Here is a 14,181-nt window from a genome sequence, read left to right on the forward strand (position 1 = left end):
GAGGGGGTTACCGCCGTGGAGCGGGGATGGTGAGCCCGGACCGGAGGGAGCAGACGAGTGGCTGTGCGGGCTGGAGGCACCCGTGGAGCCAAGGCGGGAATGGGCTGAGGTGGGGCCGGTGCGGTCGGGGTTTTGCTGGGCGAGCAGGGCGGCTTTCTGGGCTTTTGCCCGGGCCAGGAGCATGCGGGCCTGGTCCAGGGCGGTGACACCTGGTCGCGTCCGGTCTGCTGCCGTTGTCCCCGTCATGAATCCATGTTCGAACACCTGTTCGAACATGTCAATTCGCCGTGGTCCTTGCTCCCTGTACCGCCAGGTTCTACGGTCTCGGCATCGATGGCGAACCACAAGCCGAGGTGAGGGGCCCCGCGTGCTGAAGCAGGTCACAGAGGGTGTGCTGTTCCATCAGAGCGAAGTACTCCAGAACAATGCCGGCGTCGTACAGGGCCGGGACGGGGTGTTGCTCGTCGACCCCGGACTGACGAACGCCGAGATGACCTGCCTCGCGAACGACCTTCGCGAGCTGAACCGGCCCGTGGTGGCAGGCTTCTCGACCCATCCCGACTGGGATCACGTGCTCTGGCACTCCGAGCTCGGCGACGTGCCCCGTTACGGCACCGCCCGTTGTGCGGCCTTCCTACGCGATCTGCGGTCGGGCGCGGACTGGAAGGACCGCATCGCCGCGGGCCTGCCGCCGGAGATCGCCGACGACATACCCTTGGACCTGTTCGGCCTGATCACCGAGCTGCCCGCGGGCACCGCGCGGATTCCCTGGGACGGCCCCGAGGTCCGGGTCATCGAACATCCGGCGCACGCCCCGGGCCATGCGGCGCTGTTCGTCGAGGACCACGGCGTTCTCGTGGCCGGCGACATGCTGTCCGACCTCTTCGTACCGATGCTCGACGACGTCAACGGCACCAACGACCCGATCGAGGACTACCTCGCCGGGCTGCGGCTGCTCGAGGACGTCGCCGACGTCGCCGATGCCGTCCTCCCCGGCCACGGGTCCGTCGGCGGAGCCGGCCAGGCGCGCGCACGGATCGAGCTGGATCGCGCGTACGTGCAGGCACTGCGCGACGGCGGTGTCTTCGACGACCCGCGGATCGGCCCGTCGGTCGCCCCGGACTGGGAATGGGTGAAGGACATACACACCGGACAACTCCAGCGTTTCGGTCCACGAAGCGCGGCCGACGAAACCCCCGGCTAGCCATCGGGGCCGCAGCAGCCGATATGCGGTTCGGTCCGGCCGGTTGTGCGAGCTGTGACCGGAGCACCTGCTGGCCCCGGACGACCTGCAACCGACGGACAGGAGACAGCGGCGGCCTGGCCGAACATAGGGTGGGAGCATGCCGAGGACAATTGCCACCAACACCAAGGTCGGGCTCGACGAGCTGCTGGAGTTCGTCCGCCCGCGTCACCACATGCTGCTGATCACCACGCGCGCCGACGGTACGCCGCAGGCGTCGCCGGTGTCCGGTGGTGTCGACACCGAGGGCCGCATCGTCATCTCGTCGTACCCGGAGCGGGCCAAGAGCACCAACGTGGAGCGGGACCCGCGGACGAGTCTGGTCGTCCTGTCGGACGACTGGAACGGCCCGTGGGTCCAGGTCGACGGCAGCGGCGAGGTGATCCAGTTGCCGGACGCGGTGGAGCCTCTGGTGGCGTACTACCGCTCGATCTCCGGCGAGCACCCGGACTGGGACGAGTACCGGGACGCCATGCGGAAGCAGGGCAAGTGCCTGATCCGGATCACCCCGGAGCGCTGGGGCCCGGTCGCGACCGGCGGTTTCCCAGCCCGGCTGGCCGACTGAGTGCGCACTGCCCTTGTAGTACACGCGCATCCCGACGACGAGGTGTTCGCCACCGGTGCAGCCACCGCTGTCCTGAGTACGGCGGGGTGGCGCGTCGTACTGCGGGTTGCCACGCGAGGAATCGGGGATGCGGCCGACAAGCTCCAAGCGTCCTGCGATCTCCTGGGGATAGACGACTGGGACTGGCTGAGCACAAAGGACCGCTGGGTGGACGACGGCGGCTCAGCCGGACCCCGAACGCTGGCAGCTACCGACCCGCAGCAACTGGCGGACGAGGTCGAGCGGACTGTGCACGAGGTCCAGCCGCAACTGGTGCTCACCGTCGGCCGCGACGGCCTCACCGGGCACCCGGACCACATCGCCATCTCGACCGCCGTCCAACAGCAGCAGTGCTATGCGCTTGGTGCGCAGCTGCGTGCGGAAGACGTCCGTGCGGGTGAGGAGTTGATGCGGCGCCTGCTGCCCGGGGAGAAGGTCGGCTCCGGCATGGTCGTCGGCAGTGACCGCACTGACCTGCTGGAAATCGGCAAGGCGCCCGAGAGCCGACGCAGGCAAGCACTCGACCAGTACTACGCAGGGCTCGGTACGACGGACATCGCCGAACTACTCACGACCTACGGCCGACGCGGTGACTCCCTGCTGCTCCGGGCGATCTACGACGTGAGCGGCTGGGACACCGACCGCTTCGAGGTGCTCAGCTCTTCTGGTAGCGACGTTCCATCGTTTCCGTGATGCGCCGCATCGCACCCTCGAGGTGCTCGCGCAGTGCGGCCTCGGCGCCGGCTTCGTCGTGCGCGACGCAGGCGTCGAGGATCGCCTGATGCTCACGCCGGGTCTGCTCGATCCGGGCCTTGGTCTGCCGGGAGCCGAACCGGTAGCGCTCGCTGTTCTGCCAGACCGGTTCGATCGCGCGCGGCAGCCAGCGTGAGCCGCCGGCCCGGTAGATGGCGAAGTGGAACTCGGTGTGCGCCTGCCGGGAGGCGATGTTGTCGCCGGCCTTCGAGAGCCGGACGTGCTCGGCCAGCGCCGCCTTCGCCGTGGTGGCGTCCACGTCGGTGAAGCGGGTCGCGGCCGCCCGTACGGCGAGGGACTCGAGCGCCAGCCGGGTCTGGTGGGTGTCGCGCAGATCCTCCAGCGACAGTTCGCGGACCCACGCACCCTTGTGCGGCACGATCTCGACCAGCCCGAGCGCCTGCATCCGCCGCAGCCCTTCGCGGATCGGCATCTGGCTCATGTCCAGCCGCTTCGCGAGCTCCTCCAGCCGCAGCGCCGTACCACTCGGGAGCTCGCCGGACAGGATGAGTTCGTGCAGTTCGGCCGCCGCCTCCTCGGCGAGAGTACGGCGGCCGGTCGGTCCGCCGGGCGTTAGCTCGAGTCGTCGGGTCATAGGGTGCGGGCTGCCTCTCTCCTCCACTGCACAACTCTGGGAGGTAACCGTAGCGGGCAGCAGGTCGCTCTGGGGTGCTTCGGCAACAACTTGCCCAGGGCGGGCCGCTTGGTCCAGTCCAGCAGACCGAACAGACGGGTCGTCAGAACGCTGTCAGATCCAAGAGGATCCTGCGCTCGGCCCCGGTCCGGCCCAGTGCGTCACCGACCCGGTCGGCCGGTAGCAGGTCGACGTCCGGGCGTACCTGTGCGGACGCCGTGTCCGCCAGTGCCTGGCTCACTGCACCGGGTTCGAGGACGGTTCGCTGCAGGTTCACCGGCAGCAGACGCAGGTCCCGCCCGATCAGCTGGTGCAGGTCGATGGTGGTGAACTCACCAGCCTTGTAACCCAGTACGGCGATCCGTCCGCCTGGAGTGATGTGTCCGAGCACTCCGCTGGTGACCGGACCACCCACGGTGTCGATGGCCGCGTCGCACCAGGCCAGCTCGCGGCCGACCTGGCCCAGCTGGTCCACTCGCACCACCTGGTCGACCACGGCGGATTCCACGGTCTCACCGCTCCATGCCAGTCCGATCACCTTCTTCGCACCCGCTGACCGTGCCACCGCGGCACACAGCCGACCGAGCAGGCTGGTGATCCCGGTGACGACGACCGTCTCGCCGTCGAGCACACCGGCAACCCGTCGTACTGCGGTGTGGGCTGTCAGCGCTGGCGTCAGCAAAGCCAGGGCGACCGCCGGATCGAGTCCGTTCGGTAGAGCATGTACGGCGGCGTCCGGCACGACGGCGTACCGGCCCCACAGACCGGGCCTGCTGACGCCAACGCCTTCACCACGGATCACCACCGGCATACCGGCCTCGTGAATCGCCGACCTGACCACGACGCCGGCGCCCTCGGAGCCGGGCACGAACGGCTGTGTCGGCTGCTTGCCGGCCAGCACCGACCGGTCGGCCGGAGTCACCGCAGCCAACTGCATTTCCACCACTGTCTCGCCCGGCCCGGCCGCCAGCTCGAGCTCCTCGGCCCGCAACGGCTCACCAGGCCCGTAACTGCGCAGCACGACCCCCGTCACCAAGCTCATCCCCGTCCTCGCTTCGCTCCGGGCGCGGACGAGGCGTGCTGCGCGTTGCGCCTGATGATGAGCTCGCTCCGCTCGCTCACACACCCACCCCGTTCGTCCCCGATTTGATATCTGATCACATCTAGGTCATGGCGGAAACCGCGTCTCACTGCCCGACGACCTCCTTCGCCAGCGGCGCGGTCAGCGCATCGGCCGCCACGGCCCGCGCGGCGGTCACGGAGTCGCTTCCCATCGGGAACGGCCAGTCGCTGCCGGCCAGCACCCGCCCGGGCCCGAACGTCGCGACGAGCAACTCCAGTACGGCGTCGTCGTGCACCAGATCGTCCACGTAGAACCGGCGCAATGCGTCCGCCACCGCCAGCGACGGCGGTTCGATCCCCGGCCGGGCCGTGTCGATCCCCCGCTGCCACCGGCCGGCCAGCGCCGCCGTCACACCACCCCCATGACACAGGCAGAACCGGATCCCCGGAAACCGCCCCGGCACATCCGCGAAGACCAGGCTTGCCGCGGCCAGTCCGGTCTCGTACGGATTCCCCAACAGATTCCTCAAGTAGAACGACTCAAGCCGCTTGTCGTCACTGAGACCGGGGTGAATCAGGGTGAAGGCCTCGAGCGAGTGCAGCACCTCCCACACCGCGTCGAGCCCTTCGTAGCTCGGCGTACCGAGAGCGAAGCCGCTGAAGACGCCCTCCCGGGCCAGCGACGCGGCAACGGCCGGTGCGGCCGGATCGAGCAGCGGCAGCTGACCCAGCACACGCAACTGCGGTGTGGCCAGCTCACGCAGCCCCTGGTTCACCAACTCGGCCCACTCGACGCCGGCGTCGTACCGGAAGAGGGCGGGCGGTACGGAGACGACGGCACCGTCCAGGTCCTGCTCAGCGATCCAGTGCAGCAGCGCAGCAGGGTCGGCGAGACGTCCCAACGGGAGCCGTTGCCCGTCGACGACCAACGCGCCGCTGTCGACGGACAGCCCGAACGCACCCTTGTGCGCGGCCGACAGCACAGTGGGCGGGATCAGGTGGGTGTGGACGTCCCAGCCGGCCATGTCAGCGGGCGTCCTCGTCGTTGTCGTAGAACGACGGTCGTTCCGGGTAGTGCGGCCCGTCGTACACCTCCAGCAGGACGGACGTCTCCTCCGCGAACGTCGGCCCGTGCACGTGCCCTTTGGGGTTCCAGTAGAAGCTGCCCTTGGTCAGCGTCGTCCCGGTCGGCAGGTACACGTACCGCCCGAACAGGCAGAACATGAACTGGTTCGACGCGTGCTTGTGCTCCGACGGAATCCCGGACCCCTTCTCGAACCGCACCAGCGCGATCGACGCCTCGGTCTCGTCGTCGCGCCACAGCATCTTGTGGGACAGCCCAGCCAGCGATTTGTCCACCCACTCCAAGTCGTCCGTCTGCAGCAGCAACTCACGCAGCGGTTCGTCGAAGGACCCCATCAGCTCTCCTCCCGTGGCACAGGCCGACCCGTGACCCGCATGTACAGCTCCTCCGCCACGCCCGCACCCATCGGAGCAACCGCCGCGATGTGGCCGTCCGGCCGGATCAGTACGACGTTCTCGGGTGGGACGCCGTACCGGTTCGTGACGACGCTGCCCGGGTCGAACAGAGCCCGGTCACGCAGACCGGAGTCGTGCGGCGCGTCCCACCGCGAGACGGCGTAGTGCTTCAGCGCCGGCGAGTCGTTCACCGGGATGCCCGGCCGGCGCCGGACGTCGGTGAAGTACAGCGCGACGAAGGAATCGCGGCAGAGGTCGTGGGTCGTGACCCGCCCGGCGGGTCCCTGCAATGCCTGGTCCGGAGCCCGGTCGCCTGCGCGGACCGCCGGTGGCATGGCACTGGTGGCCACCATCGACCAGTCGCCGTGGCCCTCCACGTCGAGCCGGACGCTGAGCAGGGTCCGTGTGTAGGCGGTGGCCCACGCACTCGTGTCGGCCGTGACCGCACCGCGCTGGTGGGACATGTACTTGCGTGCTGCCTCGGCCATCTCACCGGATCCGTTGATCGCCACCGGCCGCTGCTCCTGCTCGTACCCGTCCAACAGCGTTTCGTCAGCCCAGCCGCGCAGTACCCAGGCCAGCCGCCAGGGCAGGTTGGACGCGTCCAGAGCGCCCGTGTTCAGGCCCAGCGCCCACATCGGCGTGATCAGGTGGGCCGCGTCGCCCATGAGGAACACCTTGCGGTCTACCGACCATCGATCCGCGACCCGGTGGTGCACGTTGTAGACCACCGAGCCGAGCAGCTCGATCCGGTCCACCTCGCCGATGAACTGCTTCACCTTCACCAGCAGCTCCTCTTCGCCCGGTGGCTCGGCATCCGGGCCGAGGGGGAACAGGAACCGCCAGTTGTCCGGCTGCCGGATCAGGACCATCCACTCGGACTTGTCCGCGAAGTACGCCAGGTACGGGTAGTCGCGCGCGTTGTCGACGTCCAGATCGACGACGACGTCGATCAGCATGTAGCGCTCCGGCAGGGTCTCCCCCACCACGGTCACGCCGAGCGCGTCCCGAATCCTGCTCCGGCCGCCGTCGCAGGCCAGCAGGTGCGAGGCCTCCAGCGAGCGTGGCCCGTCCGGCGTGTCCACTCGCAGCACGACCCGGTCGTCCCGGACCTCGAACGACTGCAACCGGTGCTGCGTCGACACCGGCTGCCGCAGGGCCCCGGCGAGGATCGGCTCCATCTTCTGCTGCGGCAGGTTGATCACGAACGGGAACTGGGTGTCGTCGGCCAGCTCGGCCAGCCGCACCGACGCGCGCGGGGTGTTGGTCGCCCGGTCGATGTCGCCGATCTCGTCGATCCGCAGCGCGGCCGCGAGGATCCCGTCGACCGCGCCGTAGCGGTTCCAGATCTCCAGCGTCCGGCTCAGCGTCGTCCCGGCCTTGGTGTCGGACGACAGAACGGCATCCTCCTCGAGCAGCAGGTACGGGATGCCGTAGTGCTCCAGGCCGAGTGCCGTGGTCAGGCCGATCGGCCCGGCACCCACGACGGCGACGGGCAGCTGGTCAGCAGTCACTCATCACTCCGTGCTGTAGTCGTTTTCTCGCTACGCGAAGGTAGCCAGCTTGGCGAACGCGCGTTCCCGGGTCAGCACCGACCCGGTCATCGCGGCCGCGTCGGACAGCAGGTACAGCAACAGGCCGACCACGTCCTCGGGGTCCCCGATACCCATGGTGTCCTGCCAGTGCTCGCGGTCCGCACCGGCGTTCGCACCCCGGAACTGCTCGGTGTCGATCACCCCCGGCGCGGCCACGTTGACCCGCACCCGGTGCTCGGCCACCTCGGCGGCCAGGGTCTTCGCGAAGGCGATCAGCGCGGCTTTGCTCGACGCGTACGCCGCCGCGCCCGGGTAACCGGTGACGGCCATGCCCGACGTGAACACGACCACCGAACCGGACCGCCGGGCCACCATGTGCGGTACGACGGCCTGACACATCCACACCACACCGTCCAGGTTCACCTGCAGCGTCCGGGTCCACTCGGCCGGGTCCGTCTCCAGCACCTTCGACCGAGGCTGCACGGCCGCTCCGGCGATCAGTCCGTCGATCCGGTCGTATCGAGACATCACGGTCGCGACGGCAGACTCGACCGAGGTACGGTCCGCGACGTCGACCTCGACGTACTCGACGTCCCAGTCAGGTTTCACCACGTCGAAGACCACCGCGGTCCCGCCGCAGACGGTGACAGCTCGCGCCAGCGCCGCACCGATGCCCTGCGCGCCTCCGGTGACGACCACGACCTCATCCGTCGCGTCGAAGCTCGCCTTCACGAGGTCTCCTTCCGCTTCGGCGGCCGTGCCTGCTCTCCCTCGGCTCGCCTCGTCATAGTGTTCGTGATCCGCTGGAACGCGCCGGCCAGGTGGTTGCGCAGAGCCTGCTCGGCCGCCTCCGGGTCGCGCGCGACACACGCGTCCAGGATCGCCTGGTGCTCCGCCCGGTTCCGCTCGATCAGGAACGCGGTCGGCCGGCTGCCGAACCGGTAGCGCTCGCTGTTCTGCCACACCGGCTCGATCGCCCGGGCGAGCCACTGCGACCCGCCGGCCCGGTAGATGGCGAAGTGGAAGTCCGCATGCGCCTGCCGGGCACCCACCGAGTCCTCGGCCCGCGAGAGCCGCAAGTGCTCGGCCAGTGCGGCCGCTGCCTTCTCCAGATCCTCGGCGCCGAAGTGCTCGGCCGCCGCCCGTACGGCAAGGCTCTCGAGCGCCAGCCGGGTCTCGTGCGTGTCCCGCAGGTCGTCCAGCGACAGGTCCCGGACCCACGCCCCCCGGTGGGGAATGATCTCGACCAGCCCGAGTGCCTCCAGCCGCCGCAGGCCTTCCCGGACCGGCATCTGACTCATCTCCAGCCGACTCGCCAACTCGACCAGACGCAACGGCGTACCACTGGGGAGCTCGCCCGACAGGATGAGCTGGTGCAACTCGGCGGCCGCGTGCTCGGCGAGCGTACGGCGCCCTCCCCTGCCACCACCCGGTAGCAACTCCAAGGGCCCGTTCATGCGCGGCTCACCCGGTTGCGGAGCTCACCGATCTTGTCCGCGCGGGTGACGACCACATCACCCTCCTGCAGGAACACCTGCGGTTCACGGGCGTTGCCGATGCCGGCCGGCGTACCGGTCAGCAGCAGGTCGCCCGGGCGCAGCGTCATGCCGAAGGACAGCTCACTGATCAGCGTGGCGATGTCGAACGCCATCTGCCGGGTCGACGCGTCCTGCCGGACTTCACCGTTGACCAGGCACTGCAGCCGGACGTCCTGCGGATCACCGATCTCGTCCGCGGTCATGATCCACGGTCCGAGCGGCATGGTGTTGTCGATGCTCTTGCCCTTCAGCCACTGGCCTCCGTGCGCCCGCTGCAGGTCGCGCTGCGACACGTCGTTGGCCAGCGTGTAGCCCCAGACGTGGTCCAGCGCCTCGGCGGCGGGGATGTTCCGGCCGGTCCGGCCGATCACCAGGGCCAGCTCGGCCTCGTAGTCCCACTTGGCCGAGATCGCCGGGTCCCAGGCGATGTCGTCGTACGGGCCGATCACCACGTCCGGGCCCTTGGTGAAGAACGTCGGGTGCTCCGGCCGGTCCACGTCCTGGCCGTCGCGCTTGCCGCGGCTCTCCTCGAAGTGGTCCCAGTAGTTCCACCCGGTGCAGAGGATGTCCCGCCGGAACCGCCGCAGCGGCGGGCGCAGGATCTCCGCCCGGTACGGGATCTCACCGACCACCGTGGCCGGTCCGGAGATCACCGCGGTCAAGTCGGTCGCCGACAGCAACCGAACGACCTCACCGTCGAGCACGCCCGGCCGCTCCTGGCCGGCGTGCTCCACCATCACGTACCGCATCTCAGGTCCACTCGACGCCACGCATGCGTACCCCCTCCGTCATGGAACCACTGCGATCGCGTTGATCTCGATCAGGTAGTCAGGATGCGCGAGCTTGCTGACCTCGACCATGGTCGAGGCGGGCAACGGCTCGGCGAAGTACTGCGCCCGGATCTCATGGATCCTGGCGAAGTCCTCCATGTTGCGCACGTACACGTCCACCCGGCAGACGTCGGCCATCGTGCCGCCGGCGGCCCGGACCGCGGCCCGCACGTTCTCGCACACCTGCCGGGTCTGCTCGCGGACGTCGCCGACGCCCGCGATGCTGCCGTCCGGGCGACGGGCGGTCATCCCGGAGACGAACACCAGTCGCCCGGTCGCCTCGATCGTGGTGGCCTGCGAGAACACGCCGTTCGGTGTGTGCAGCTCGGTCGTCGTGACCTGTGTCTTCGGCATCAGTCGAGCACCCCTCCCGCCGGAACGACGGCACCGACCGCGCGTGCGGCCGCCAGCAGCCCGTCCAGCCCCGATCGTTCGACCAGTACGCCGCGACGCCGCTGGTGCGCTGCCCGTTCCGCCTCGATCTCCCCCGGCAGGTACAGCCGGTTGACTCCTGGGGCGGTGGCACTGCTGCGAACCCGAGCGGCCAGCCCGGACGAGCGGCGGCGGAAGCTCTCCACGCCGCCCATCAGCTCCGGGTCGATCGCCAGGAACAGGTGCGCGCAGTCGTTCGGCCGGTCCGGCTCGCGGTAGAGCGGCCGCACCTGGTCACCCCAGCCGCCGCCACTCAGCACCCCGGTCAGGACGTCGATCATCAGCGCCAGGCCGAAGCCCTTGTGTCCGGCGGCCGGCAGCAGCATCCCGAGGACGGCTTCCTCCGCGTCGGTGGTGGGCGTCCCGGAGGGGTCGGTCGCCCAGGTCTCCGGGATCGGCCGGCCGGCCGACGCCGCCAGCCGGATCTTGCCCAGGGCAACCGCCGACAGGGCCATGTCGAGCACGATCTCGACACCGGCCGAGGTCGGCACGGCGATCGCCAGCGGGTTGTTGCCGACGATCCGCTCCGCCCCGCCCGGGGCGGGCATCAGCGGCGTGGTGTTGGACATCGCGACGCCGACGCATCCCGCGTCACCGGCCTGCATCGCCCAGCGGCTGGCCGCGCCGAAGTGGTGGGCGTTGCGGACCGAGACCAGACCGATCCCGTACCGGCCGGCGCGGTCGATCGCGTGTCCCATCGCCTGCGGGCTGGACAGCTGCCCCATCCCGCCGCGCGCGTCCACGACCATCGCTGCGCCGGCGTCGTACAGGATGTCCAGTTCGCGTTCCCGGGTGACGCCGCCGGCATTCAGGCGCTCGACGTACATCGGGACGAGCATGATGCCGTGCGAGCTCACGCCGCGGAGGTCCGCCTCGACGAGTGCGGTGGCGATCTTGGCGGCGTCGGACGGGTCGAACCCGACCGCGCTGAAGACGGCCGAGACAGTCGCTTCCAGCCAGGCGGGACGCACCAGCACCCGCCGGTCAGAGTCGGAGGCCTGTGCGGTCATCGGGCCTCCCGCCCTGGACCGAGGAGCGTAGGGAGCGCGGCGACTGCAGCGACGAGGGAAGGGCGGGAGCCGAGGCCCGATGACCACGCCGGCGCCGGAGGCCCGGCCGAACCTCCGGTCATCGGGTCTCCTGGGCCCACGGGAGGAACAGGTGCTCCAGGAGAACCAGCCCGTAGAACAGGATGATGCTCATGATGCTGAGCAGCGTGATCGCGGCGAACGCCAGCGCGGTGTCGGCGCTCGCGCCGGACTGCTGGATCACGTAGCCCAGGCCCTGGGTGGCACCGACGAACTCGGCGATCACCGAACCGATCACGGCCAGCGAGATCGCCACCTTCAGCCCGGTGAAGATCTGCGGCATCGCGTACCGCAGCCGCAGCTTGAAGAACTCCTGCGTCCGGCTCGCGTTCAGCGACCGGAGCAGCTCGACCAGTTCGGCCGGCGTCGACTTCATCCCCTGCGCGGTCGAGATCACGATCGGGAAGAAGCACATCAGCAGCACCATCACCACCTTCGGCCACTGCCCGAAGCCCATCCACACCACCAGCAGCGGCGCGACCGCGATCTTCGGGATCGCGTTCACCATCAGCAGCAGCGGGTAGACCAGCCGCTCCAGGATCACCGAGCGGACGATCAGCAACGCGATCGGCACCCCGATCACAATCGCCAGCAGGAAGCCCTCGATCGTCTCCAGGAACGAGATCCCGGTCTCCCTCAGCAGGTACGCCGGCTGGTCGGCGAGCGTCCGGACCACGTCGCCCGGCGTGGGCAGCAGGTACGACTCGATCGAGAACACGATCGTCGCCAGCCACCACAGCGCGATCGCACCGATCAGGCCGAGGATCGGCAGCAGCACCGCCGCCGTCGGCGAGGTGGTCAGCCAGGAGCGCTTGGTCACGGCCGCACCTCGTCGACCGGCCGGATGTCCGCCGCGCTCTTCTCGGCGAGCAGGCCGTGCAGCAGACCGCTGATCTGCGCGACCTCGGTCAGGTGCGCGTTCTGACCGAGGCTGCGCGGCCGGGGGATGTCGATGTCGACGATCTCGCGCAGCCGGCCCGGCCGAGGCGTCAGCACCACCACGCGGTCGGCCAGCACGACGGCCTCCTCGATCGAGTGCGTGACGAACACGATCGTGGTGGCCAGCTCCATCTTGATCCGCTGCAGTTCCTCGGACAGCTCGGTCCGCGTGAGCGCGTCGAGCGCGGAGAACGGCTCGTCCATCAGCATCACCTGCGGGTCGCGGATCAGCGAGCGGCACAACGACACCCGCTGCTGCATCCCGCCGGACAGCTCGTGCGGCAGCCGCCGTTCGAATCCCTTCAGCCCGACGAGGTCGAGCAGGTCGTGGGCCCGGTCCCGGTACGCCGCCCGGCTCCGGGACTGGCGCTGCTCAGTGCCACCGCTGTCGATCTCGATCGGCAGCATCACGTTCGACAGCACCGACCGCCACGGCAGCAGGGCCGGCCGCTGGAACATGAACGACACGTCCCGGCGCGGCCCGGTGACCCGATCACCCGCCACCGTGACCGTGCCGGACGTCGGCGGCAGCAGTCCCGCGATCAGCCGGAGCAGGGTGGACTTGCCACACCCGGACCGGCCGATCAGCGTGACGAACTCGTTCGGCCGGACGTGCAGGTCGATCTCCTCGAGGGCGGTGACCCGGCCCTCGCGTCCGTCGAAAACCTGTCCCACTCCGTCCAGCCGGATCATCGGTGCGGTCTCAGCCCTTCGGGGCGAGGTCGACCGTGACGACGTCGGCGAGCTTGACCGCACCGGCCGGCTTGATGGCCTTGGCGTCGTCCAGCAGTTTGATGATCGTCTGCACCCGGTCCGGGTCGACCGCGCCGAGCGTGTCGTTCGGATTCGGCTTGACGAACTTCGCCATCAGCCTGAGCTCCTCGGTGGCCACGTCCACGTCGGTCTGCGGCACGTGCTTCTTCAGGATCTCGGCCGCCGCGGCCGGATCCTCGATGGTGTCCTGCAGGCCCTTGAGGAGCGCCTCGGTGAACTTCTTCACCTGGTCCGGGTGGTCCTTGGCCAGGTCGGTCCGGGTGATGATCGCGTTGCCGTAGAGGTCTGGCAGCTTCTCGCCGTACGACAGCGTGACGGCCTTCTTCTTCGCCGCCTTCTCGACCAGCGGTACGCCGACCACGAACTGGCCGATGCCGTCGACCTTCTTGGAGGCGAGCAGCTGCGGCAGCGCCGGCGGTGGGGACGGGACGAACTTGACCGAGGCCGGGTCGATGCCGATGGCCTGGGCGTAGACCGGGAACATCACCTGGTTCGTGGAGCCCGGCTGGTCACCGATCCGCTTGCCGGCCAGGTCCGCCGGCTTCTTGATGGTGCCGTCCTCGAGCGCGACGATCGCGGCCAGCGAGCGCTGGTGGATCATGCCGACCGTGGTGACCGGGAGCTTCTGCTTGCCCAGGGTGATGACGGTGGCGGTGAAGTCGCCGATGCCGTAGTCGGCCTGGCCGCCGGCGACGAGCTTCATCACGTCGACCGTGCCCGAGCCCGGGTTGATGGTGACGTCGAAGCCCGCGTCCTTGAAATAGCCCTTCTCCAGAGCGACGTACGCGTAGGCCTCCCGGCCGAAGGTGTTGAACGAGGTCAGGTAGCTGACCTTCTGCAGGCCGGAGTCCTGCCCCTGGCCTTCGTCGTTGCCGTTGTTGCACGCACTGACCAGAGCGAGCCCCAGGACCGCCGCCAGCGCGACGACGGAACGCCTCAACCTCATATCGACCTCTCTCCTCGATATTTGATCAAACATCAAATATGGAGGGTGGTCAATCGGCTCCGGGGACTTCACGGCGACTTTACGTCGCCGCACCGGGTCCCCGCAGAGCCCGCTTGCCACCCGTCCTGGAGCCGTTCCTCAACACCTGTCCGCACCGGACGGGCATCTCGCCCCGACCACAGACCGTACCTGCCCGGGCAGCAGATCGCGACGCCGATGAGCCCCGAACCGCTCCTTCCCCGGTCAAATTTGTGTAAACCCAGCGTTGCGAGTGACGCACCCCACGTGGCGGCGGCCGCTGCGGCGGCAAGCCCTTCACCCCGG

The 14,181-nt window shown here is 69.3% G+C and carries 16 protein-coding genes; 3 read left to right on the plus strand and 13 right to left on the minus strand.

The genetic code is table 11. The features are described 5' to 3' along the window. Nucleotides 1-367: 367 nt before the first annotated feature. The 3 genes from E1218_RS30300 (at nucleotide 368) to E1218_RS30310 (ending at nucleotide 2,540) form a co-directional block, all read left to right on the plus strand. The gene (locus E1218_RS30300; RefSeq protein WP_132326435.1) at nucleotides 368-1,204 is read left to right on the plus strand and encodes an MBL fold metallo-hydrolase; all 837 of its coding nucleotides are present in this window, start codon (nucleotides 368-370) and stop codon (nucleotides 1,202-1,204) included. 139 nt (nucleotides 1,205-1,343) lie between these two features. Continuing rightward, nucleotides 1,344-1,808: a PPOX class F420-dependent oxidoreductase gene (locus tag E1218_RS30305; RefSeq protein ID WP_132326437.1), complete on the plus strand. Its 465-nt coding sequence runs from the start codon at nucleotides 1,344-1,346 to the stop codon at nucleotides 1,806-1,808. Further along, entirely contained in the window at nucleotides 1,809-2,540 is a 732-nt protein-coding gene (locus E1218_RS30310; RefSeq protein ID WP_132326439.1) for a PIG-L family deacetylase, read from the plus strand. Here the strand turns inward: E1218_RS30310 and E1218_RS30315 are convergent. From E1218_RS30315 to E1218_RS30375, 13 genes are all read right to left on the minus strand, one after another. After that, the gene (locus E1218_RS30315) at nucleotides 2,503-3,195 is read right to left on the minus strand and encodes a GntR family transcriptional regulator (RefSeq protein ID WP_132326441.1); all 693 of its coding nucleotides are present in this window, start codon (nucleotides 3,193-3,195) and stop codon (nucleotides 2,503-2,505) included. The genes E1218_RS30310 and E1218_RS30315 overlap by 38 nt on opposite strands. A gap of 142 nt (nucleotides 3,196-3,337) precedes the next feature. Continuing rightward, the gene (locus tag E1218_RS30320) at nucleotides 3,338-4,276 is read right to left on the minus strand and encodes a quinone oxidoreductase family protein (protein ID WP_132326443.1); all 939 of its coding nucleotides are present in this window, start codon (nucleotides 4,274-4,276) and stop codon (nucleotides 3,338-3,340) included. Between the two features lie 145 nt (nucleotides 4,277-4,421). Further along, entirely contained in the window at nucleotides 4,422-5,321 is a 900-nt protein-coding gene (locus E1218_RS30325; protein ID WP_132326445.1) for an amidohydrolase family protein, read from the minus strand. A gap of 1 nt (nucleotide 5,322) precedes the next feature. Further along, the gene (locus E1218_RS30330) at nucleotides 5,323-5,715 is read right to left on the minus strand and encodes a cupin domain-containing protein (RefSeq protein WP_132326447.1); all 393 of its coding nucleotides are present in this window, start codon (nucleotides 5,713-5,715) and stop codon (nucleotides 5,323-5,325) included. Then, nucleotides 5,715-7,289 carry an FAD-dependent monooxygenase gene (locus E1218_RS30335; protein WP_132326449.1) on the minus strand — a complete coding sequence of 525 codons (1,575 nt, stop codon included), beginning with the start codon at nucleotides 7,287-7,289 and terminating at the stop codon, nucleotides 5,715-5,717. Before E1218_RS30335 ends, E1218_RS30330 begins: the two co-directional genes overlap by 1 nt. A gap of 30 nt (nucleotides 7,290-7,319) precedes the next feature. After that, nucleotides 7,320-8,042, minus strand: a complete 723-nt coding sequence (locus tag E1218_RS30340) for an SDR family NAD(P)-dependent oxidoreductase (RefSeq protein ID WP_132326451.1) — start codon at nucleotides 8,040-8,042, stop codon at nucleotides 7,320-7,322. Further along, nucleotides 8,039-8,767, minus strand: coding sequence for a GntR family transcriptional regulator (locus tag E1218_RS30345; RefSeq protein ID WP_132326453.1), 729 nt, complete (start codon nucleotides 8,765-8,767; stop codon nucleotides 8,039-8,041). Before E1218_RS30345 ends, E1218_RS30340 begins: the two co-directional genes overlap by 4 nt. Then, nucleotides 8,764-9,597 carry a fumarylacetoacetate hydrolase family protein gene (locus E1218_RS30350; protein ID WP_132326455.1) on the minus strand — a complete coding sequence of 278 codons (834 nt, stop codon included), beginning with the start codon at nucleotides 9,595-9,597 and terminating at the stop codon, nucleotides 8,764-8,766. The genes E1218_RS30345 and E1218_RS30350 overlap by 4 nt, the downstream gene beginning before the upstream one ends. A gap of 39 nt (nucleotides 9,598-9,636) precedes the next feature. Next, a complete protein-coding gene (locus E1218_RS30355; RefSeq protein WP_132326457.1) occupies nucleotides 9,637-10,032 on the minus strand; it encodes a RidA family protein in 396 nt (131 codons plus the stop codon). Further along, nucleotides 10,032-11,120 carry an Ldh family oxidoreductase gene (locus E1218_RS30360; protein ID WP_132326459.1) on the minus strand — a complete coding sequence of 363 codons (1,089 nt, stop codon included), beginning with the start codon at nucleotides 11,118-11,120 and terminating at the stop codon, nucleotides 10,032-10,034. Before E1218_RS30360 ends, E1218_RS30355 begins: the two co-directional genes overlap by 1 nt. Nucleotides 11,121-11,238: 118 nt before the next feature. Beyond that, on the minus strand, nucleotides 11,239-12,018 hold the full coding sequence (locus E1218_RS30365) for an ABC transporter permease (RefSeq protein WP_132326461.1): 780 nt from the start codon (nucleotides 12,016-12,018) through the stop codon (nucleotides 11,239-11,241). After that, nucleotides 12,015-12,830, minus strand: coding sequence for an ABC transporter ATP-binding protein (locus E1218_RS30370; RefSeq protein WP_132326463.1), 816 nt, complete (start codon nucleotides 12,828-12,830; stop codon nucleotides 12,015-12,017). Before E1218_RS30370 ends, E1218_RS30365 begins: the two co-directional genes overlap by 4 nt. Before the next feature lie 10 nt (nucleotides 12,831-12,840). Further along, a complete protein-coding gene (locus E1218_RS30375; RefSeq protein ID WP_132326465.1) occupies nucleotides 12,841-13,857 on the minus strand; it encodes an ABC transporter substrate-binding protein in 1,017 nt (338 codons plus the stop codon). Nucleotides 13,858-14,181 lie beyond the last annotated feature (324 nt).

This window comes from Kribbella turkmenica, assembly GCF_004348725.1.
GTDB lineage: Bacteria > Actinomycetota > Actinomycetes > Propionibacteriales > Kribbellaceae > Kribbella > Kribbella turkmenica.